General features: G+C 72.1%; 19 protein-coding genes. 8 read left to right on the top strand and 11 right to left on the bottom strand.

Translation table 11 applies throughout. The features are described 5' to 3' along the window. Positions 1 to 53: 53 nt before the first annotated feature. Positions 54 to 605 (bottom strand): phosphoribosyltransferase family protein, encoded by a 552-nt coding sequence (locus ACFY2A_RS02000; RefSeq protein WP_387167209.1) that lies wholly within the window; start codon positions 603 to 605, stop codon positions 54 to 56. A 179-nt stretch (positions 606 to 784) separates the two neighbouring features. Between ACFY2A_RS02000 and ACFY2A_RS01995 the strand changes: the two genes are divergently transcribed. The 4 genes from ACFY2A_RS01995 to ACFY2A_RS01980 all read left to right on the top strand — a co-directional run bounded on the left by ACFY2A_RS01995 (position 785) and on the right by ACFY2A_RS01980 (position 5130). Next, entirely contained in the window at positions 785 to 1426 is a 642-nt protein-coding gene (locus tag ACFY2A_RS01995) for a septal ring lytic transglycosylase RlpA family protein (protein WP_387167206.1), read from the top strand. A gap of 100 nt (positions 1427 to 1526) precedes the next feature. Further along, positions 1527 to 2654, top strand: a complete 1128-nt coding sequence (locus ACFY2A_RS01990) for a PP2C family protein-serine/threonine phosphatase (RefSeq protein WP_363921214.1) — start codon at positions 1527 to 1529, stop codon at positions 2652 to 2654. Between the two features lie 143 nt (positions 2655 to 2797). Further along, complete coding sequence (locus tag ACFY2A_RS01985; RefSeq protein ID WP_387167203.1) at positions 2798 to 4654, top strand: acyl-CoA dehydrogenase; 1857 nt, start codon at positions 2798 to 2800, stop codon at positions 4652 to 4654. A 206-nt stretch (positions 4655 to 4860) separates the two neighbouring features. Further along, the gene (locus tag ACFY2A_RS01980) at positions 4861 to 5130 is read left to right on the top strand and encodes a DUF6458 family protein (protein ID WP_043961115.1); all 270 of its coding nucleotides are present in this window, start codon (positions 4861 to 4863) and stop codon (positions 5128 to 5130) included. Between the two features lie 30 nt (positions 5131 to 5160). On the opposite strand, the gene ACFY2A_RS01975 is transcribed toward ACFY2A_RS01980, so the two are convergent. After that, on the bottom strand, positions 5161 to 5700 hold the full coding sequence (locus tag ACFY2A_RS01975; protein ID WP_387167200.1) for a SixA phosphatase family protein: 540 nt from the start codon (positions 5698 to 5700) through the stop codon (positions 5161 to 5163). Positions 5701 to 5817: 117 nt separating this feature from the next. Between ACFY2A_RS01975 and ACFY2A_RS01970 the strand changes: the two genes are divergently transcribed. Then, on the top strand, positions 5818 to 6102 hold the full coding sequence (locus ACFY2A_RS01970; RefSeq protein WP_363921220.1) for a DUF6458 family protein: 285 nt from the start codon (positions 5818 to 5820) through the stop codon (positions 6100 to 6102). Between the two features lie 75 nt (positions 6103 to 6177). Here the strand turns inward: ACFY2A_RS01970 and ACFY2A_RS01965 are convergent, their stop codons facing one another. Next, positions 6178 to 6855 carry a hemolysin III family protein gene (locus ACFY2A_RS01965; RefSeq protein ID WP_363921222.1) on the bottom strand — a complete coding sequence of 226 codons (678 nt, stop codon included), beginning with the start codon at positions 6853 to 6855 and terminating at the stop codon, positions 6178 to 6180. A 105-nt stretch (positions 6856 to 6960) separates the two neighbouring features. On the opposite strand from ACFY2A_RS01965, the gene ACFY2A_RS01960 reads away from it, so the two are divergent. Genes ACFY2A_RS01960 through ACFY2A_RS01950 form a run of 3 tightly spaced genes read left to right on the top strand, consistent with a single transcriptional unit; the run spans position 6961 to position 9231 of the window. After that, entirely contained in the window at positions 6961 to 7644 is a 684-nt protein-coding gene (locus tag ACFY2A_RS01960; RefSeq protein ID WP_387167197.1) for an allophanate hydrolase subunit 1, read from the top strand. Next, positions 7641 to 8498 (top strand): biotin-dependent carboxyltransferase family protein, encoded by an 858-nt coding sequence (locus ACFY2A_RS01955; protein ID WP_387167194.1) that lies wholly within the window; start codon positions 7641 to 7643, stop codon positions 8496 to 8498. Before ACFY2A_RS01960 ends, ACFY2A_RS01955 begins: the two co-directional genes overlap by 4 nt. Then, positions 8482 to 9231, top strand: coding sequence for a LamB/YcsF family protein (locus tag ACFY2A_RS01950; protein WP_387167191.1), 750 nt, complete (start codon positions 8482 to 8484; stop codon positions 9229 to 9231). Before ACFY2A_RS01955 ends, ACFY2A_RS01950 begins: the two co-directional genes overlap by 17 nt. A gap of 54 nt (positions 9232 to 9285) precedes the next feature. Here the strand turns inward: ACFY2A_RS01950 and ACFY2A_RS01945 are convergent, their stop codons facing one another. The 8 genes from ACFY2A_RS01945 to ACFY2A_RS01910 all read right to left on the bottom strand — a co-directional run bounded on the left by ACFY2A_RS01945 (position 9286) and on the right by ACFY2A_RS01910 (position 20854). Next, positions 9286 to 11121 (bottom strand): NHL domain-containing thioredoxin family protein, encoded by a 1836-nt coding sequence (locus ACFY2A_RS01945; protein WP_387167188.1) that lies wholly within the window; start codon positions 11119 to 11121, stop codon positions 9286 to 9288. A gap of 173 nt (positions 11122 to 11294) precedes the next feature. Then, positions 11295 to 13748 carry a hypothetical protein gene (locus tag ACFY2A_RS01940; protein WP_387167185.1) on the bottom strand — a complete coding sequence of 818 codons (2454 nt, stop codon included), beginning with the start codon at positions 13746 to 13748 and terminating at the stop codon, positions 11295 to 11297. Positions 13749 to 14090: 342 nt separating this feature from the next. Continuing rightward, positions 14091 to 14228 carry a hypothetical protein gene (locus ACFY2A_RS01935; RefSeq protein ID WP_165521953.1) on the bottom strand — a complete coding sequence of 46 codons (138 nt, stop codon included), beginning with the start codon at positions 14226 to 14228 and terminating at the stop codon, positions 14091 to 14093. Between the two features lie 215 nt (positions 14229 to 14443). Further along, complete coding sequence (locus ACFY2A_RS01930; protein WP_387167520.1) at positions 14444 to 15910, bottom strand: dihydrolipoamide acetyltransferase family protein; 1467 nt, start codon at positions 15908 to 15910, stop codon at positions 14444 to 14446. A 5-nt stretch (positions 15911 to 15915) separates the two neighbouring features. After that, positions 15916 to 16905, bottom strand: a complete 990-nt coding sequence (locus ACFY2A_RS01925; protein ID WP_387167181.1) for an alpha-ketoacid dehydrogenase subunit beta — start codon at positions 16903 to 16905, stop codon at positions 15916 to 15918. Beyond that, a complete protein-coding gene (pdhA, locus tag ACFY2A_RS01920) occupies positions 16905 to 18080 on the bottom strand; it encodes a pyruvate dehydrogenase (acetyl-transferring) E1 component subunit alpha (RefSeq protein WP_387167178.1) in 1176 nt (391 codons plus the stop codon). The genes ACFY2A_RS01925 and pdhA overlap by 1 nt, the downstream gene beginning before the upstream one ends. A gap of 634 nt (positions 18081 to 18714) precedes the next feature. After that, positions 18715 to 19452 carry a hypothetical protein gene (locus ACFY2A_RS01915; RefSeq protein WP_387167517.1) on the bottom strand — a complete coding sequence of 246 codons (738 nt, stop codon included), beginning with the start codon at positions 19450 to 19452 and terminating at the stop codon, positions 18715 to 18717. Positions 19453 to 19633: 181 nt separating this feature from the next. Beyond that, a complete protein-coding gene (locus tag ACFY2A_RS01910; RefSeq protein WP_387167175.1) occupies positions 19634 to 20854 on the bottom strand; it encodes a hypothetical protein in 1221 nt (406 codons plus the stop codon). Between the last annotated feature and the right edge of the window lie 22 nt (positions 20855 to 20876).

Here is a 20876-nt window from a genome sequence, read left to right as displayed (position 1 = left end):
ACGCCGAAGCGAGGGGTAACAACTTCATGATCAACGGGATCGGGTCGGGGGTTTCAGGTGGGGAGGTCGGGGGTGGTGAGGAGGGCGGTGATTCGTAGGTGGGCCGCTACGGTGGGGGGACAGGTGGCGACTACGGCGGCGGTGCCGACCGGGTCGGCTCTCCGGGCCGCGCAGATCTCGTAGATGGCGCGCACCTGGGCGGCGGTGTCCACCCAGTCGTCCACCACCAGCACCCGGTCGCCCGGACCCAGGTGCCGGTCACGCACCGCGAGGTCCACCCGTCGACCGCGGAAGTCGGGGGGACTCTGCGCCCAGGTCAGCGAGCCGGCGGGCAGCCGTCCGTCCCCGGGCTTGTGTGCTGCCACGAATCCCACGCCGAGGGCGGTGGCCGCCAACGGCCCGAGCAGGAACCCGGTGACCGCCGGGGACACGACCACCGTGGGCCGGGTCGCCCGGAACGGTGCGACGAGCGCAGGCCCCAGCTCGGCGAGCGTCTCCGGGTCCCGCCACCACCCGGAGGTGTCGCTGACCAGGTGACTCGCGCCCGGGCCCGGATCGACCCATTCGAACAACTCGACGAGGCGTCTGCTCAGCTCAACGGGCATGTCACCATCCTGCGTCAGCCACCTGCCGGACACCGGCCCGCCCGGCCCACCACGACTCGGATGATCGGCTCCACGTATCGCCGCAATTACGGGCATAACGTCATGATCACGTTGACTTCGGAAGTGCTTCTCTCGTTATGGTCCGACCCGGTTTGACCCGCTGAGAAAGGACCGGGCCGGTGGCAGGTAAGCACTCCCGTACCCGCAGGTTCACCTCGCCGGCCGGTCTCACGGCCAGCGCCGTGGTGGCGGTCGCGCTCGCCGTCGGCGGCACCGTCGGCGCCGTACGTTTGACCGCCGACTCGGAGCCGACCCGACCGGCCGCGATCGATCTGTCGCCCACCGTCGGCACGAGCGCCCCGGCGACCGGCACACCGACCGCGTCGCCGACCGCCAGTACCTCGCCGAGCCCGACGGTGAGCCTGACGCCGAGCCCGACGCCGAGCCGCACCGTGCAGGCACCGTCGCGTAGCAAGCAGCGTACGGCCAGCCCGAAGCCGAAGCCGACGGCCAAGAAGACGACGCCCCGCCCGGTGGTCGACACCGGCTCCTGCGGCGCTTCCTTCTACTGGCAGGGTCAGATGACCGCCAACGGCGAGACGTTCGACCCGGAGGGAATGACGGCCGCCCACAAGACCCTGCCCTTCGACACGAAGGTGCGGGTGACCAACCCGGCCAACGGCAAGTCGGTCACCGTCCGGATCAACGATCGCGGTCCGTTCATCGAGGGGCGTTGCCTGGACCTGGCCCGGGCCGCGTTCGCCGAGATCGCGTCGCTCGACCTCGGTCACATCGAGGTCCGCTACGAGGTGCTCGGCTGAGGCGGTGGAGCGTCGCGATCGGCTCCGGCCCTGGATCCTCGCGGCCAGATCCGTCTCGTCCGAGGGGCCAGGTTCATTCTTTCGCTCACGTACATCGGGCATGCTGTCGGATGTACGCACGCAACTCCTCCAGCCGGGCCGCGGCCCGCTGAGCCCCGGATCCCGCGCCGGCCTCGGCGCGGCCCTCGTCCTGCTCGCAATCGTGTCTGCCGTCGAGTTGGCGGATGGCCGTACGGCGAACTACATCGCACTGATGGTTGCCGCACCGTTCCTGGCCGCGGCGCTCGCCTCCTGGCGGATCGTGCTCGGCGTCGGTGCCGCCGCCTCCGTGCTGGGGGCGACCTTCGCCCTGGCCGAGCGGACGATGTCGGTTTCCACGGCCCTCGCCGTGGCCGGCATCGCGTTGGGCACGGGCATCGCGGGAGCGGTGGCGGCGGTACGGCAGCGGCAGGCGGAGCAGATCGCCGAGCTGTCGAAGCTGGCCATGGTGGCTCAGCAGGCGGTGCTGCGCCCGCTCGGTCCTCGGGTGGGCGCTCTTTCCGTGGCCGGCCGGTACATATCGTCGACCGCCACGGCCGAGATCGGCGGCGACCTCTACGAGGCGATCGAAACTCCGTACGGCGTCCGGATGATCATCGGGGACGTGCGCGGCAAGGGCCTGGAGGCGGTCCGGCTGGCGAGCATCGTGCTCGGCTCGTACCGGCACGTGGCATACGAGCGGGCCGACCTCCGGGCCGTGGTGGCGGATCTGGACCGGGCGGTGGCACGCAACGTCGGTGACGAGGACTTCGTCACTGCCGCGCTGGTCGAGGAGCGCGGTGGCACGCTCACCATCGTCAACTGTGGACATCCCGCGCCGCTGCTGCTGCGTCGCGGCGCGGTGATCTCTCTTGAGCCGCCGGCGCCGGCGCCCCCGCTGGGTTTCATGCCGGTGGTCCGGCCCCGGGTGGAACGGCTCGAGCCGGGTGACCGGTTGCTGCTGTTCACCGACGGGCTCGGCGAGGCGCGGCGGGACGGCGAGTTCTTTCCCACCGCGGACCGGGCCTGGCGGCTGCTCGGGCACGGTACGGTCGGCGACGGCCTCGCCTCCCTGGAGACCGCTCTGGTCGAATGGGTGCACGGCCGGCTCGACGACGACATCGCACTGGTCCTGATGGAGTACACGGGCTCGCCGGGCAATGCGACGGCGGCGGTGCCGAGTTGGGAGGTTGGCGCGGCCGAAGGGTGACCACCCCGGGGTCGGGCTGGCGAACCCGAACGGCAGGTGTGTAATGCCTGTCACTATCAGGACCGGCTTGTCGCTGCCTACCCGCGAGTAATAGAGTCGGGGTTACTGATCGGTAACACCTGTCCGGAAGCGGGGCCAGCGACATGACCCACTACAAGAGCAACCTTCGGGACCTCGAATTCAACCTGTTCGAGGTGTTCGGGGCGGACCGGGCGTTCGGCCAGGAGCCGTACTCCGACCTCGACGTCGACACCGCGCGGAGCTTCCTCGCCGAGGTCGACCGGCTGGCTCGGCAGGACCTGGCCGCCAGTTACCAGGACAGCGACCGCAACCCGCCGGTCTTCGACCCGGCCACGCACACCGCGCCGCTGCCGGAGTCGTTCAAGCAGTCGTACCGGGCGTTCATGGAGTCCGAGTTCTGGCGCCTGGACCTGCCCTCGGAGTTGGACGGCACCAACGCGCCCCGGGCGCTGTGGTGGGCGCTCGCCGAGCTTGTGCTCGGCTCGAACGCGCCGGTCTGGATGTACGCCTCCGGCCCGTCCTTCGCGCACGTGCTGCACGTCGAGGGCACCGAGCAGCAGAAGAAGTGGGCCAAGCTCTTCATCGACCGGCAGTGGGGCTCCACGATGGTGCTCACCGAGCCGGACGCCGGTTCGGACGTGGGTGCCGGCCGCGCGCGGGCGATCCCGCAGCCGGACGGCTCATGGCACATCGAGGGCGTCAAGCGCTTCATCACCTCCGGTGAGCACGACCTGAGCGACAACATCGTCCACTACGTACTCGCCCGCCCGGCCGGCGTGGAGGGCGTGGGTGGCCCCGGCACCAAGGGCCTGTCGCTGTTCGTCGTCCCGAAGTACCACTTCGACGAGAACACCGGCGAACTGGGCGAGCGCAACGGCGTCTTCGCCACCAATGTCGAGCACAAGATGGGCCTGAAGGTCTCCAACACCTGCGAGATCACCTTCGGTGAGCACGGCGTGCCGGCCAAGGGCTGGTTGCTGGGTGAGAAGCACGACGGCATCCGGCAGATGTTCATGATCATCGAGTACGCCCGGATGATGGTCGGCACGAAGGCCATCGCCACCCTGTCCACCGGTTACCTCAACGCGCTTGAGTACGCCAAGAACCGGGTGCAGGGCGCCGACCTGACCCAGATGGCGGACAAGACCGCCCCGCGGGTGGCCATCACCGCGCACCCCGACGTGCGTCGCTCGCTGCTGCTGCAGAAGTCGTACGCCGAGGGTCTGCGGGCCCTGGTCCTCTACACCGCCACCTGGCAGGACAAGGTCGCCATGGCGGAGGCGGCCGGTGACGAGAAGGCCATCAAGTTGGCCAAGCGGGTCAACGACCTGCTCCTCCCGCTGGTCAAGGGCGTCGGCTCGGAGCGGGCGTACGAGCTGCTCGGACACGAGTCGCTGCAGACCTTCGGTGGCTCCGGCTTCCTCCAGGACTACCCGCTGGAGCAGTACGTCCGGGACGCCAAGATCGACACGCTGTACGAGGGCACCACGGCGATCCAGAGCCTCGACCTGATCTTCCGGAAGATCGTCCGCGACAACGGCAAGGCACTGATGGCCGTGGCCGGCGAGATCCAGGAGTTCATCGCCACCGAGGCCGGCAACGGCCAGCTCAAGGAGGAGCGTCAGGCGCTCGGCAAGGCACTCGCCGAGATCCAGAACATGCTCGGCGTGATGACCGGCTGGTTGGGTGAGGCGCAGGGCGGGGACACCCGGGCGCTGTACAAGGTCGGGCTGAGCAGCCGGCGGTTCCTGCTGGCCCTCGGTGACCTGGTCGTCGGCTGGCTGCTGCAGAAGCAGGCCGAAGTGGCGCTGACGGCCCTCGCTGGTCAGGTGACGGCGGCGGACAAGGCGTTCTACACCGGAAAGGTGGCTGCCGCCCGGTTCTTCGCCCGCGAGGTGCTGCCCCGCATCGGCGCCGACCGCCGGATCATCGAGAACACCGACCTGGACCTAATGGACCTCCCCGAAGAAGCCTTCTAACCCTCCACCCCCACCCCCACCCTCCCCGTCTCGATGATCATGAGGTTAGCGGCGGTTTAAGAGATCAACATCGCCGCTAACCTCATGATCAACCCCTTGTCTGTGGGGGTGAGGGGGGTGGGTGGGGTAACTGGGGGGTGGGCGGGTATGCGGTGCGGACCAGTCCGAGTACGCCCAGAGCAACCGCACGGGGGAGTGCCGCGCACATGGGCATTGGTAGTGGGATCTTCCTGATCGCGATCGGCGCGATCCTGACCTTCGCCATCCGGGCCAACGTCTGGTGGGTCGACCTGCGGGCGGTCGGTTGGGTCTTCATCCTGGCCGGGCTGGCCGTGCTGCTCACCACGCTCTGGTTCTGGCAGGACCGCCGGAAGCGGGCCCGGACCCTGATCGTGGAGGAGAACCGGCTCTCGCATCCGACCGCGATGATGCCGCCACCGCCCGATCCGCCGCCACCGACCGCGCCACCGAGCTGAGCGACCGCCTCCGCCCACACCGCACGCGGCCTAGCCGCGTGCGGTGTGCCGTGTCTCGATTGCGGCCCCGCCGCGGCTCAGCTCCGCCCAGGGCACGGCCGTCCGGTGCACCACGAGACCGCCGGTACGCAGCCCTTCCGGATCTGCCCGGACCGGGTCGAGCAGTTCGGACAGTAGTGAGATGCCGGGGTTGTGGGCGATTATCAGGACCGTCGTCGCGGTCGGTGACACCTGCCGGATCAGGTGCAGCAGATCCTCCGGATGTGCCTCGTAGGCGTCCGGTTCGTAGCGGACCACCGGCGCCGCACCTGCGGGACCGCTCTCCGGCGGTGCGCCGGTGATCCCGAGTTGGACGTCGTGCCACGTCTGTCTGGTCCGTACGGCCGCCGAGCAGAGCACCACGTCCGGCAGCAGCCCGTGCCGGACCAGCCACGCCCCTGCCGCCGCCGCGTCCGCCCGGCCGCGAGTGGCCAGCGGGCGTTCGACGTCGGGACGGTCCGTGGTGGGCTGTTCGGCCTTGGCATGCCGCAGCAGCACCAGTGTCCGCTCGTGGTGCGGGCTGTCCGTCATGTCTCCAGCTTGCCCGATTGGCGATCTCCGTGCCGGGGTAAGTCGGTCGGTGCCGCAACCTCATCCGTGGCCGCGGCGGAGTGGAATGCCAGCTTCGATAGCCAAGGAGACGACGAGATGGGCATCGGTGGCAGTATTTTCCTGATCGCGCTGGGTGCGATCTTCGCGTTCGCCGTGGAGGCGGACCTAGGCTGGCTCAACCTGAGCGTCGTCGGCTGGGTGCTGATGCTCGCGGGTGTCGCCGGGCTGATCGTGACCCTCTACTACTGGAACTCGCGGCGGCGTACGGTCGTCGCGCCGGTACGCGAGGAACGGGTGGTGGCCGACCGCGCCGTGCCGGTCCGGGACGACCGGGTGGTTCAGGAGTACCGCGAGGTGCGCCGGCCCGGTCCCACGATCTGACCCGCAGGCCCGCCAGAACTCAGCGGGGGTGGTGAGCGACGAGGCTCACCACCCCCGCTGTCGTCGTACGCCGGCTCAGGCGAACAGTGCGAAGTAGATGGCGATGTGGTGGCAGATCGCGGCGACCAACGTGCAGGCGTGGAAGAACTCGTGGTGGCCGAAGACGGTGGGCCACGGATTGGGCCGACGCAGCGCGTAGAAGACCGCGCCCACGGTGTAGATCGCGCCGCCCACGGCGAGCAGCACCAGTGCGGTGACGCCGCCCTGGTGGAGAATGTCGGGCAGCATCGCCACGGACACCCAGCCGAGGGCGAGGTACAGCGGCGCGGAGATCCACCGGTTGGCGTGTGGCCAGATCAGCTTGAGCGCCACACCGCCCAGGGCACCACCCCAGACGATCGACAGCATCATGACGGCGGCCCGGGTCTCCAGCAGCAGCAGGCAGAACGGGGTGTAGGTGCCAGCGATGAACAGGAAGATCATCGAGTGGTCCATCCGGCGCATGACCGCGTAGCCCCGGGTCGACCACACCCGACGGTGGTACAACGCGCTAGTGCCGAAGAGGCCGCAGACGGTGAAGCTGTAGACGGCGGAGCTGACCAGGGGGGTCCAGCCCGGACGGGTGGCGGCGATCGAGCAGAGCACGATGCCACAGACCAGAGCGACGAAGAACGCGTACGTGTGCAGCCAGCCGCGCATCCGGGGTTTCCCGATGTCGACCGGCTTGAGCCGGGGGCGTGCTGAGGTGGTCACGCCCTTAGGTTACGGCAGCGTAGGTTACTTTCGGGTAGTGCAACTGGTCACGCTGTCCGACCAGTGGCCGACGCGGAAGCGTCGCTCTTCCGGCAGGATGGCCGAATGCGGATCAGACCGGTCGGCAGGCACGCCCTCCTGCTCGACCTCGCCCCACCGGAGGACACCGATCTCGCAGCCCCGTCGAGCCGGGACACCGACGTGGCCGCCGCCGTCGAGGCGTGGCGGGCGGAGCTGTGGCACCGCCGAGACCAGGGCGAACTGGTCGCCGTCGAGATCGTGCCGGCCGCCGCCACCGTGTTGCTCGACGGCGTACCCGATCCGCCGGCTACCGCCGCCCGGATCGCCACCTGGACCGCCTCCGAGCCTCCCGCCGGAACAGTCCTGGCCGAGCCCACCGCCGCACCCGCCCGTATCGTCGAGGTACCCGTCACCTACGACGGGGCGGACCTCTCCCGGGTGGCCGAGCACTGGCGGACGGAGGTGACCGACGTGGTTCGCCGCCTGCGGGACACCGAGTTCCAGGTCGCGTTCTGCGGTTTCGCGCCCGGTTTCGGGTACCTCACCGGGCTGCCCGTCGAGCTGGCGGTGCCCCGGCTGGCGACTCCCCGGCAACGGGTGCCGGCCGGTTCGGTCGCCCTGGCCGGCCGGTACGCGGGCATCTATCCCACCGCGTCCCCGGGCGGTTGGCTGCTGGTCGGGCGGACCGAGGTGACCCTCTTCGACGTGACGGCTGACCCGCCGGCCCTGCTCGGCCCCGGCACCCGGGTCCGGCTGGTGGACCGGTGAGCGGCATCGTCGAGGTGCTCCGGGCCGGGGTGTTGACCACTGTGCAGGACCTCGGCCGGCCCGGCTGGGCGCACCTCGGCGTACCCCGTTCCGGTGCCCTCGACCCGGCGGCGCTGCGCCTGGCCAACCGGCTGGTCGGCAATCCGGAGCACGCGGCCGGACTGGAGATCACCCTGACCGGCTGCGAGTTGCGCCCCACCCGGGCCACCACCGTCGCCGTGGTCGGTGCCGAGGCCGACGTGCGGGTCGGCCAGCGTCCCGGTGACACCGGCCGCCCGCTGGCCGTACCGGGCGGGGCGGTGCTGCGCATCGGTCCCGCCCGACGGGGCCTGCGCTGCTGGCTCGCGGTGGCCGGTGGCATCGCGGTCACACCGGTGCTGGGCAGCCGCTCCACCGACACCCTCGCCGGGCTCGGGCCGGCCCCGCTGCGCGACGGCGACCTGCTGCCGCTGGGCACCCCCGCCGGCCCGCCCGCCCCGGTCGACGTCACCATGCCGGTGGCGTCCCTGACGGAGTTGCGGCTCACCGTGCGGCTCGGCCCTCGGCACGACTGGTTCACCCCGGCGGCGCTGGACCGGCTGCTCGCCACGGCGTACCAGGTGAGTCCACTGAGCAACCGGGTCGGTGCGCGCCTGAGCGGCGCGCCGCTGCCCCGCGCGGTGGCCGGGGAGCTGCCCAGCGAAGGGCTCGTGCTCGGCGCGGTGCAGGTGCCGGCGGACGGTCAACCACTTGTCTTCCTCGCCGACCACCCCACCACCGGCGGATACCCGGTCATCGCGGTAGTGGACGACGTGACCCCGCTCGCGCAGGCCCGCCCAGGCACTACGGTGAGATTTCATGGACCTCAACGCTGACCTCGGCGAGGGATTCGGCATCTGGCGTCTCGGCGACGACCGGGCCCTGCTGGACCTGGTCACCTCCGCCAACGTCGCCTGCGGCTTCCACGCCGGGGATCCGGCCACGATGCGCCGGGTCTGCGCCGCCGCCGCGGAGCGGGGAGTCGCCGTCGGAGCCCAGGTCGGGTACCGGGATCTCGCCGGCTTCGGTCGGCGGCACATCGAGTACGAATTCGCGGAACTGCGCGACGAGGTGCTCTACCAACTCGGCGCGCTGAACGCCTTCTGCCGGGCGTACCGCACCCGGGTTCGCTACCTCAAGCCCCACGGGGCGCTCTACCACGCGGCGGCCAGCCAGGAACTGCCGGCGGCGGCCCTGCTGGCCGCCGTCGACGACTACGACCCGGAGCTGCCGGTTCTCTGCCCACCCGGGTCGGTCCTCGCCCAGCTCGCCCAGGGCGTCGGTATCCGGGTGGTGGCCGAGGGGTTCGCCGACCGGAACTACCTGCCCAACGGCCGCCTGGTACCACGCACCTCGCCGGACGCGTTGGTCACCGACCCGCAGGAGGTGGCCCGTCGGGCGGTGCGGATGGCCACCGAACGGGTCGTGGTGACCGTCGAGGGCGGTACGGTCCCGTGCGTGGTGGAGTCGGTCTGCCTGCACGGCGACACCCCCGGCGCGGTGGCCGCGGCGGAACTCGTCCGCGCCGCCCTCGTCGAGGCCGGAGTCACCCCCGCCCCGTTCGCCTGAGGTGCAAGGCAGGGCACCGTGTCGACGGGCCCTTCCTGTCGACGTGGTCGGATCTCAGCCGGCGTCCATGCCGCGCAGGACCAACGGCAGCCGGCCGGCACCGCCGTCGACCACCCGTACCGGTACGCCCCAGTCCTGCCGGGTCAGGTGGCAGGCCGCGTGTTCCACCTCGGCGTCACAGGTCGCCGCCTGGGCGGTCACCTGAAGTACCCCGTCGGGCACCGATCCGTCGATCACCAGGCGGCGGGACAGGTCGGTGCCGGTGCCCGCCCCCTCGACCAGCAGCTCCGGCGGCGACGCGGAGACGACGAGCCGGGTGGACGGTCCGAAGGTTTCGTCGAGCTTCTGCCCGGGGGCCGGGGTGAAGACGACGTCCAGCACGACCTCGCCCGCAGCCAGCTCCGTCGGCTTGCGCTCGGTGCGGTGCCGGGGACCGTCGACGGTCTCCGCGCCGGCCGCCGAGAGCGCACCGGGAGCCAGCCGGGTGATCCGGTGCGCCGCCGACTCCACCACCAGCACGGCGCCATCGGCGGTCAGCACCAGGTCGCTTGGCTCGGCCAGGCCGGTGGCGACGGTGGCGACCCGGTCGCCGGCCGGGTCGTACCGGCGTACCGCGCCGTTGTAGGTGTCGGCGATCAGGACCGAGCCGTCGGGTAGGGCACAGACGCCGAGCGGGTGCTGTAGCAGGGCCTGCGCCGCCGGCCCGTCCACGTGCCCGAAGTCGAACAGGCCCTGACCCACGGCGGTACCCAGGACGCCGTTCTCGACGTAGCGGATGGCGCTGGTCTCGCTGTCGGCGACCCACAGCCGGTTGCCGTCGGTGGAGACGGCGAGCCCGGACGGCTGGGCCAGCCACGCCTCCGACAGCGGCCCGTCGCGCAGCGCCTCCACCGTGGTGCCGGCGTACATGCCGGCGGTGCGCTTGATCGGGTCGAACCACCAGAGCTGGTGGATGCCGGCCATGGCGATGACGATCTTGTCGTCGTACCAGGCGACGTCCCAGGGGGAGGAAAGGTCGACCGAGCGGGCGTCGTGCGCGTGGTCGTCGACCGTCGACCGCCACTGCCGCCCGGTGCCGGCCACGGTGAGCACCTCGCCGGTGGCCAGCCGTACGCCCCGCAGCAGGTGGTTGACGGTGTCGGCGACCACCAGGTCGTAGCCGGCGACCTCGGCCACCTGCGGCGGCAGCAGACACAGCCCCTGCGGCTCGGAGAAGGTCGCGGCACCGGCGGAGCCGTCGGTGCGGCCCCGCTCGCCGGTGCCGATGCCACGGACGACGGTCTCCGCATCGGCGGCCAGCTCGACCAGGCGGTGCCGCGCCGAGTCGGAGACCAGCAGACCGCCGTCGGGCAGAGCCACCGCCTTACCCGGGAAGCGGAGGGTGGTCTCCGGCTCGGCGACCGGGACGTACGGACCGTCGCCCCGGTGCAGCGTGCCCTTGGCCTCGTGGGTGGCGATCAGGTCGTCGATCAGCCGGGCCAGCCCGTCGGCGTGGCCCTCACCCGCCATGGTGGCCACCACGTATCCCTCCGGGTCGATCACGGCGAGGGTGGGCCAGGCGCGGGCCGCGTACTGCTGCCACATGTCCAGCTCGGGATCGTCGAGGACGGGGTGGTGTACGCCGTACCGCTCGACGGCGGCGGCCAGCGCGTCGGCGTCCTTCTCGTGCTCGAACTTCGGCGAGTGCACACCGATCACGACGAGGACGTCGGCGTACTTCTGCTCAAGGGGGCGCAGCTCGTCCAGCACGTGCAGGCAGTTGATGCAGCAGAAGGTCCAGAAATCCGCGATCGTGATCTTGCCTCGCAGGTCGGCGAGCGTCAGCTGCCGCCCACCGGTGTTCAACCAGGCCCGGCCCCGAAGCTCGGGAGCCCGCACGCGTGCAGTCATGGCCCCATCGTGCCCTACCGGCGAAGTTCAGCCGGTGCGAAGGGGGAGGCTGAGGGGCCGCGCACAGTTCGCGGCATCGTTGCCCGCACGCCGCCCGGTAAGGCACGCCGCAAACCGCGAGCACAGCGCGGCGGGGCCACGGTTGCCGTGACCCCGCCACGCGGTGAGCGGACTCAGCCGCCGGTCGCCTCCTTGAGGCAGAGCACCGGGTTGTCGGTGGCGCTGCGGAGGTCCACGTGGGGCATGGCCGGGTCGGGGCACTTGTCCTTCGACTCGACCTTGGACACCACGGTGAAGGCTTCCGGATCGGCGCAGTCGACCGCCACGGGGGTGTTGCCGGAACGCTTGACGCACGAGCCGACCGCTGGGTCGAAGGCGTTCGCGTCGTCCGAACCACCGATCATGCCGAGGAGCATCAGCAGGCCGAGCGGAATGGCCAGGATGAGCACGGCCGCGACCAGCACCGCGGCGAGTACCCGTCCGTTGCGTACCTTCGGTGCCGGTGCTTCCGGAGCCGGCTCAGCGACCGGCTTGAACGCGTCGAAGCGGCCCTGCTCCGCCTCGCCCGACCCGCCGCCCGGACCCGGGCTCCACGGTGGCGCGGACTGCGGCGGCGGGGGGAACGCCGGATTGTGCTCGACACCCGGCTCGGACCGGACGGGAGAGCCGTAGGCGCCACCCGGGCGCTCGGACGGCCCGCCGAACGGGTCGTTGCCCGGCCCGCCGAACGGGTCACGCGGTGCACCGCCGAACGGGTCGGCCGGGCGTTCCGGCTCGGCGTGCGGCCGTACGCCGTTGACCGGCCGGTTGGCCGAAGGCGCGTCGATGAAGGAGGGTATCCCCGGCGGGAAGGCGGGTGGGGCAGCGGGCGAAGCGGGGGCGGCCGGACCGGCGAAGGCGTTCGGCCCGCCCATCGGCGGCTCCCGGTCGGCGAAGCGGGGCTCCGGGGGCTGCTCGAACCGCTCTGGACCCTGATCGCCGCGCGCTGCGGCCTGGTCCACGTCGAACCGCCCCGGGCCCTGGTCGAAGCGGGGCACCAGGGGCTGCTCGCCGTGCTCCGGGGCCGGCTCCTCGGTGTGCTCGGGGCGGGCCGGCCGACCGTACACCCGCGGTTGCGGCGCGGGTGAACCGGCCGGGCGGACCGCATGGTCGGCTGGGGGCATGACCCGGCTGGACAGCGGTACGGAGGCGCTCGCCGCGACACCGCCGCCGGCCGGCGGCGCGGCGCGGCCCTCGGCCTCCGGAGAGGTGCGGGGTGCCGGGATGGCCGGGCTCTGCGGCTCGTCGTGTCGGGGCTCGGGTTGGCCCCAGGCCGTGCCGCCAGCCGCCTGGTCGGCGACCGGGCGGACAGGCGCTCCAGCCGGGTCGTCGGTGAACGGCGTGGGCTGAGCGAAGTCCGCGGGCGGTGTGGCGGCCAGGCTGGCGCCCGGCACCCGCTGCTCCTGCGGAGGCAACGGCACCATGTTGGCGGGGGAGATGCCCGGGCCAGGTGCGGGCTGGTAGACCGCGTCCTCGGACCGACCCGCGTCGGGTTCTGTGGTGGTGCGGGGTGCGGCGGGCTCCGCCGCCTGACCCCACGCCTCACCGGGTGCCCACGGCTCGATGTCCGGCGTGGCGGACCGATCGGCGGCGTTACGGGACGGAAGTGGCTCGGCGGACGGGCTCCAGGACGGTGGCGGGCCAGCAGCCGGGTTGCCTCCGGCCCAACCGGCCGACTCCTCCTGTGCGGGCGTGGCCCAGCCGGGCTGCGCCGGCCGGTCACCGCCCGGGTGCCAGCCCTCGGCCGGCTGCTCGGTGGCCCAACCGCCAGCGGCGGGCTCCCGCCGCTGGCCGGTCGCCCAGCCGGACTGCTCCGGCTGTTCGGGGGGCCAGGCGTCGGCGCGTGACGACCCGTCGGCGGGCCGCTGCTGCTGGCCCGCGTCCGGCGCCGGCACCTGGGCGCTGGCCCGGGCTGCCGGCGGCTGGTCGGACTGTGCCCAGGCCGGCTGGACCGGCTCGGGCTGAGCTGCGGTCGAGGCCCAGCCGGGAGTCTGGTCGTCGGCACTCGGTGCGCCGGCCCAGTCCGGCTGCTGGCCGCCGGCCCACCCACTGGGGGCTGCCGGGTTGGACTGGCCCGGGGCGGGCTGACTCGCGGCTGGCTGGTTGGCGGCCCAGTCGGGCTGGCTCCCGGCCGGCTGGTTCGGCGTCCATTCGGCGGGGCGTGCGGTGTCCCCAGTGGCGGGATCAGTGGCCCAGGCGGGCCCGGCCTGGCCGCCGTTCGCCCAGGCAGGTCGATCCGATGTGGGCGGTGCGGCCGGTGCCCAACCAGGGGCGGGTTGCTGCGGCTGGTCTCCCTGGGACGCCCAGGCCGGCTGGTTGCCGGCGGGCTGGTCCCAGTTGCCGGGCGTGGTTTCCGCCTGCCGGGTCGCCTGGGCGCTGCCCCACGCGTTGCCCTGCTGGTTCGCCCAGGCTGGTGCGGACGTGTCCGGGCGGGCGGGTGGTGGCGGAGCCCAACCGAGGTCGGGGGCGGATGCGCCGTACCCGTTGTCCTGCTGAGCCGGTCGGTCGCCGTACGGCGCCGGTCCGCCGCCGCCCGGCGGCACCTCGTCCGGCTCCTGGCCGGGGCGGTGCGGGCCCTCGGACGTCATGCGTGCGCCTCCTCCATCACATGTCGGCCGCCGTCGCCGATGGTCTCGGCAGGGCAGCCGGCGGTGCCGGCGTACCGGCTGTGCCGGCTCCCCGCACCGTATCCCGGTCGCCGCCGGTGGGCTTCCGGGGAGCTCCGGTCGTCACTGTCCGTCGCCGGGCGGTGTCGAGGTGCTTCTATCGCCTCGGCCTGTCCCCGAGCGCGGACGACGACCGAGCCCCACCGTACCGGGCGCTGCGTCGGGGCGGTATCCCGGTGTCAGCGGCGGTCGTAACGCCGACGACCCGCCCGGTTCACCCGGGCGGGTCGTCGATCTGGAGGAGGCGGATAACGTCGTGTGGCGTCAGTGCATGTGACGCTGGGCGATGGCGAGGATCTCGTCGCGGACCGCGGGCGAACTGGCGGAGCGCAGGGCCCGCTCGATGGCGCGGGCGCGGCGGTTGGCGTCGCGGCGGTTGCGGATTCGCTCGATCATGCTCATGGTGCCTCTCCTCCTGGGCTATTCGGTTGTCGTCCCGTCGTCCCTTCCATTGAAGCGCACGGTGCCCTGGTTTTCCAGCGATTATTAGGTGAGCTGAGCCACCAGCCTAAGAATCTTAGGTAAGCCGCACCGAACGGCCACCCTTTCTTCATCAAACGACAACGGCCGGTGTGCCGGGCGTCAACCCGTGCACACCGGCCGTCGCCGTCGTCGCGTCAGGTCCAGGCGAGCAGGGCCGCCTCCGGATCGGCGAGGAAGTCGCCCACGTCGCGGAGGAACTTCGAACCCAGCTCACCGTCGATGATCCGGTGGTCGAAGGAAAGGCCGAGCGTGGTGACCAGGCGTGGCTTGACCTTGCCCTTGTGGACCCAGGGCTGTTCGCGTACCGCACCGAAGGCCAGGATCGCCGACTCATCCGGAGGCAGGATCGGCGTACCTGTGTCCACCCCGAACACCCCGACATTGGTGATCGTCAGAGTGCCGCCGGACATGTCGGCCGGCGAGGTCTTGCCGGCCTTGGCGGTCTGCACCAGGTCGGTCATCGCGTCGGCCAGTTCGCGCAGGGTCAACCGGCCGGCGTCCTTGATGTTCGGCACGATCAGACCACGCTCGGTGGCCGCCGCGATGCCGAGGTTGACGTACTCCTTGACGACGATCTCGTCGCCGGCCCAACTGGAGTTGACCATCGGATGCCGCCGGACCGCCAGCAGCACCGCCTTGGCGACCAGCAGCAGCGGCGAGACCCGTACGTCACGCCACTCCCGCCGCTCACGCAGCCGGTCCAGCGCCTTCATGGCTCGGGACACGTCCACGGTGAGGAACTCGGTGACGTGCGGGGCGGTGAAGGCCGAGCGGGACATGTTCTCGGCGGTGAGCCGGCGTACGCCCTTGACCGGGATGCGCTGCTCGCGGTCCGCGCCGAAGCTCGCGGCCGAGCTGGCCGAGGTGGTGACCGTCAGCGGCTCGGCCGCCGCCGGGGCCGCCGCCGCCCGCTGTACGTCCTCCCGGGTGATCGAGCCCGACGGCCCGGACCCGGTGAGGCTGGCCAGGTCGACCCCGAGGTCCTTGGCGAGCTTGCGTACCGGCGGCTTGGCCAGCACCGGACCGCCGGCCCGCCCGTTGCCGTTCACCGCAGGCGCAGGGGTGACCGGTGCTGCAACGATCCGTGCCGGCGTCGGCTGGACCGGCGCCGTCGGCACGGCCGTGTTGCCGGCCGGCCCGGTGGCCTTGCGGGGGCGACGCTTGGCCGCCGTGGTGCGCGGACCGTAGCCGACCAGAACGGCGGTACGGCCACCCGGGGCGGGACCGCCGATCAGGCCCGGCTCGACCGCACCCTCGGCCGGCGCCACCTCGACGGCGGCCAACGACGCCGCCGACGGGGTGGGCAGATCAGTGGCGGGCGCACCGGTGGTGGACTGCTCCACCGGGCCGGCGCCCGGGTCGGTGTCGATCGCGATGATCGGCGTGCCGACCTCGACGGTGGTGCCCTCCGGGTGGAAGATCGCCTGGACCTGGCCGGCCCACTTCGCCGGGATCTCCACGGCCGCCTTGGCCGTCTCCACCTCGACGATCGGCTGGTTCAACTCGATCGTGTCGCCCACCTTGACCAGCCAGGCGAGGATTTCGCCCTCGGTCAGGCCCTCGCCCAGGTCGGGCAGGTTGAACTCCTTGATCCGTGACATGGCGCTCACCAGCCGAAGGTGCGGTCGACGGCGTCGAGCACCCGGTCGAGGTCGGGAAGGTACTCCTCCTCCACCCGGGCGGCCGGGTAAGGAGTGTCGAAGCCCGCCACCCGTAGCACCGGCGATTCCAGCGAGTAGAAGCACTCCTCGGTGATCCGGGCCGCGATCTCCGCGCCCATGCCCAGGTTGCCCGGAGCCTCGTGCACCACCACCGCGCGGCCGGTACGCCGCACCGACTCGTACACCACACCGAGGTCCAGCGGGGAGAGCGTGCGCAGGTCGATGACCTCCAGGTTCCGCCCGTCCTCGGCCGCGGCGGTCGCCGCGTCGAGGCAGGTACGCACCATCGGCCCGTACGCGAGCAGGGTGGCGTCGGTGCCGGCCCGCGTGACCCGGGACGAGTGCAGCGGGTACGCCTCGGACAGCGGGGCGTCCAGGTCGACCTGCCCCTTCTCCCAGTAACGCCGCTTCGGCTCCAGGAACACGATCGGGTCGTCCGAGCTGATGGCCTGCTGGATCATCACGTAGGCGTCCTGCGGGCTGGCGCAGGAGACCACCTTCAGCCCGGCGGTGTGCGCGAAGTACGCCTCGGGCGACTCTGAGTGGTGCTCCACCGCACCGATGCCGCCACCGAACGGGATCCGGATCACCATCGGGATGTTGAGCTTGCCCCGCGAGCGGTAGTGCATCTTCGCCACCTGCGACACGATCTGGTCGTACGCGGGGTAGACGAAACCGTCGAACTGGATCTCGCAGACCGGGCGGTAGCCCCGGATGGCCAGGCCGACCGCGGTGCCGATGATGCCGGACTCGGCGAGCGGGGTGTCGATCACCCGCTGGTCGCCGAAGTCCTTCTGCAACCCGTCGGTGATCCGGAAGACGCCGCCGAGCTTGCCGACGTCCTCGCCCATGATGACGACCTTCGGGTCGTTCTCCAGTGCCTTGCGCAGGCCGACGTTGAGGGCCTTGCCGAGGGTGAGCGTCTCCGTGGCCATCAGTGCGCGCTCCCCTCGAACGACTCCAGGTACCGGCTGAACTGCGCGCGCTGCTCGTCCAGCAGCGGCGATCCGTTGGGGTAGACGTGGTCGAACATGGTGCCCGGCTCCGGGTTCGGCATGGCGAGCACCCGCTCACGCAGGTCCACCGCCTCGCGGCGGGCCTGCTCGTCGACCTCGGTGAAGAAACCGGCGTCGGCGATCTTCTCCCGGTCCAGGAATGCCTTCATCCGGGCGATCGGGTCCTTGGCCTGCCACGCCTCGACCTCGCTGGCGATCCGGTAGCGGGTCGGGTCGTCGGAGGTGGTGTGCGCACCCATCCGGTAGGTGTACGCCTCGATCAGGCTCGGGCCCTGCCCGTGCCGGGCGTTGTCCAGCGCGTGCCGGGTCACCGCGTAGGTGGCCAGCACGTCGTTGCCGTCGACCCGGACGCCGGGGAATCCGAAGCCAGCGGCCCGCCGGTAGAGGGGGATCCGGGTCTGCCGCTCCAGCGGCTCCGAGATGGCGTACTGGTTGTTCTGGCAGAAGAACACCAGGGGGGAGTTGAACACGCCGGCCCAGACGAACGCCTCGTTGACGTCACCCTGGCTGGTGGCACCGTCACCGAAGTAGGCGATCACCGCCTCGCCGTCGTCGGTGCCGGTCTTGCCGTCCATCGCGACGCCCATGGCGTAGCCGGTGGCGTGCAGGGTCTGCGCCCCGATCACGATCGTGTACATGTTGAACTTGAACTCGTTCGGGTCCCAGCCACCCTGGTCGACTCCGCGGAACAGGCCCAGCGGCATGATCGGGTCGATGCCGCGGCAGTAGAGCACGCCGTGCTCGCGATAGGTGGGGAACGCCATGTCCTGCGTACGTAGCGCCCGACCGGAACCGACCTGCGCCGCCTCCTGGCCGAGCAGGCTCGCCCAGATGCCCAGCTCGCCCTGCCGTTGCAGGGCCGTCGCCTCGGCGTCCAGCTTCCGGACGAGCACCAGGTCGCGGTAGAGGCCGCGGTACTCCTCGTCGGTGAAGTCGACGCGGTACTCGGTTCCGTCCGGGCCGGTCACGCTCTCGATCCGCTCGCCCGAGGGCGTGAGCAACTGCACCAGCTCCGGATCGCCGGCCGTGGCCTTCCTGGATCGGGGTGCGGCTCGCCGGCCGCGGGCCGGAGCCCCGGGGTCGCCCTTTGCCATCCGTCTCTCCCTGTCGTGTCTGCGTCGGCACCGGGGGGTCACCCGGCCGCGCGACTCGTGCGCCCGTCCCGGCTGGTGCCGGGATGGTTCCTGGCGGCCGCGCCTGACCCCGGTAGGGGTTGCCGCGCGGCATGAGCCGGATTCTGGCCGAACCCGGTTCGGGAGCGCCGGTGCCCAGTCGCGCCTACCGCGTGGGTGCGCGGAGGTCGCGGCTGCGCTGCCGCCGTGACTCCAGTTTCGCATCAGAGGTGAGGCGTCCCACACCCCGCCTGCCCCGCATCCAGCGGCCGGCCCGCTTCGTTACCCGAAGCGCTGGAGTGTCCGCTCGAACGACGCGCGACCGTTCCGGTGGTGGTTCGTCACCATTCGGTCAGATACGCATGTCGACACGCGGTAGAGGGTTGGCCGACGCAGAGTCACTGCCCCAGGCTGATCGCGCGGGTCGGATCCAGCTTCGGCGGCCCGCCGGGGTGCCCAATCGGGCGGCCCTGACCAGGGGCGACGACGAGGAGTGCGTGGTGTCCGAACCAGGTGAAGGCCCCGGGACGCCGATCCTCGGCCGGCACCGGGCGTCCGGCTACCGCCGCGTGGTGGGTGCGCACCGGGCCGTGCGTACCGCCGGGCCCACCCGGGGCTACCTGCTGACTGTGGCGCTGCTCGCCGGCACAGCCTCGATGCCGGTCCTCGCCGCGATCAGCACCGGTTCCGCAACGGTCGGCAGCACGGCACTGCCGGACGGCAGCACGCCGTTCATCCCGACGCCCTCCGTCGGTCCGGTGGTGGTCCCGCCGCCACCCACCGGTTCGCCGACGTCCACCGTGACCGCGGTGCCGTCGGTCGAGCCGGCGGCACCGCCGGTCAACCCCGTGGTGCCGACGCCACGACTGACGATCGTCGGCACACCGGTCGAGCACACGCCGGCCCGTCGCCCCGGCGCGCCGGCAACCGCACCGGCTCCCCGGCCGCCCACCAGCACACCGGCTCCTCGCCCGGCGCCCACCCCGACCCGGACACCGTCGCCGGCCCCGACGAGCGGTTCGCCGACGCCGACCGCCGATCCGGACCCGCCGACCGCCTCGGCCGACCCGACCGCGTCCAACGACCCGCCGACCACGGGCCCGAGCCCGTCGACCGATCCTTCCGCTTCCGCCGATCCGACCGCGTCGAGTGATCCTTCCGCGTCCGCCGATCCGGGCCCGTCGAGCGGTCCCACCGCGTCCGCCGAGCCGACCGCGTCGAGTGACCCGTCGCCGACGACCGACCCGACCGCGTCGATCGGTCCTTCGGCGTCGGCTGAGCCGACCGCGCCGGGAGGTCCGTCGGCCGCCCCGAGCGGTGGCGGATCCGCGCCGGAGCCTCCGCCGACCAACATCGTCACCGAACCGCTGTTGCCCGGCACGCCCGAGCGAAACGGCAGCGCCCGATCCCGGGCACGGATCCGCCTGCGGAACCGGTGCCGGTCCGCTGCCGGCCTGACGGACGGTGCCTGACCGACGGTGCCGGCCTGACCGACGGTGCCGGCCGCGAGGCGGCCCGCCGAGCGTAGGTGCGGGTCAGCTGTCGTCGGCCAGGCGGTGTCGGTTTGCCTCGATCCAGGCGTCCAGGGCCGCCGGATCATCCGGGTCGATGCCGTCGGCCATCAACTGGGCCACTGCAGCGGTGGCCGGGCTGCGCCGCTCGCCGGTCGCGTAGAGCCGGACGAACTCCGGCACCATCTCCTCGATCGCGGCGTCCGTGGCGGCGGCTGCCGATTCGGGCAGCCCACGTCGGCGGGCCGCGTATCCGGCCCAGGCGCGCAGCACCCGGGGCAGCATCGCCGCGTCGTCCATGTCGAGTACCGCCCGGCGGTGCACCCAGTCGAGCAGGAAGAGGCCGGCGACGGTCGGGCTCCACCGCAGCGGGTCGGCGTCCGGGAAGGTGGCCGCATGATCGAGCAGCAGGCCCAGACAGAAATGCAGCGAGGCCAGTTCGGCGTCGTCGACCGCGTCCAGCCCGGCCCGGGCGGCGTCCGGTGAGCCCAGGAACCGGCGGATCTCCGCGGCCCGCGCAGCGTCGGGCAACGGGTCGTCGGCCTGCCGGGGCGGCGGTGCGGTCGCGGCCGGCAGGACCGCCAGCCGGGCCCCGACGAGCGCCCGGTCGGTGGCCAGTGAGGCGGCACCGGGCAGCTGACCCAGATGGTCGGTGACGGCCAGATGCCGGCTCACCTCGTCGCGCATCCGGGTCGGGCTCTCCTCCCGGAACCAGGTCAGCTCGTCCTCGGCGCACAACTGCCGGACCTGCTCCAGGATGCGGCCCGCCGGACCGCCGACGAACACGTCCTTGGTGATGCCGATGTTGTGGTCGATCAGGGCGACCAGGGCGTGCTCCGGCCCTCCGCTGGCATCGTCGTAGGCGAACGTGGCCAGGTAGGAGGTCTGGTCGCCGTACACGTCGCCGTACGCCCAGGTGCCGGTGAGGTGCACCTTGCCGAGCTGCCCGGACCAGGCTGGTGCGGTCGCACCGGGCCGTACCCGGTCCGCGCCGGCAGCGTCCGGCACCAGGGCCGCGAAGACGGCCCGGACCGTGGTCGCCGCGACCGCGCGTCGTCTCGACGTGGCGGCGAGGAACTCGCCCACGAAGTCGCGTACCGCCGCCTCCCGGTCCGTCTCGGCGACCTCGTACACGCTGCCGAGCAGGGCCGCACCGAGCATCTCCGCGTCGAGGGCCGAGTCGAGCTTGGTCACGTCGCGTGCGGCGTGCAGCACCGCGTCGTAAGGGGTCTGTGGCGTGGCCATGACCCGACCCTACGCCGATCGT

It is taken from the genome of Micromonospora sp. NPDC000442, from assembly GCF_042898635.1.
Taxonomy (GTDB): domain Bacteria; phylum Actinomycetota; class Actinomycetes; order Mycobacteriales; family Micromonosporaceae; genus Micromonospora.
This window is presented reverse-complemented; position numbering and strand designations above follow the sequence as displayed.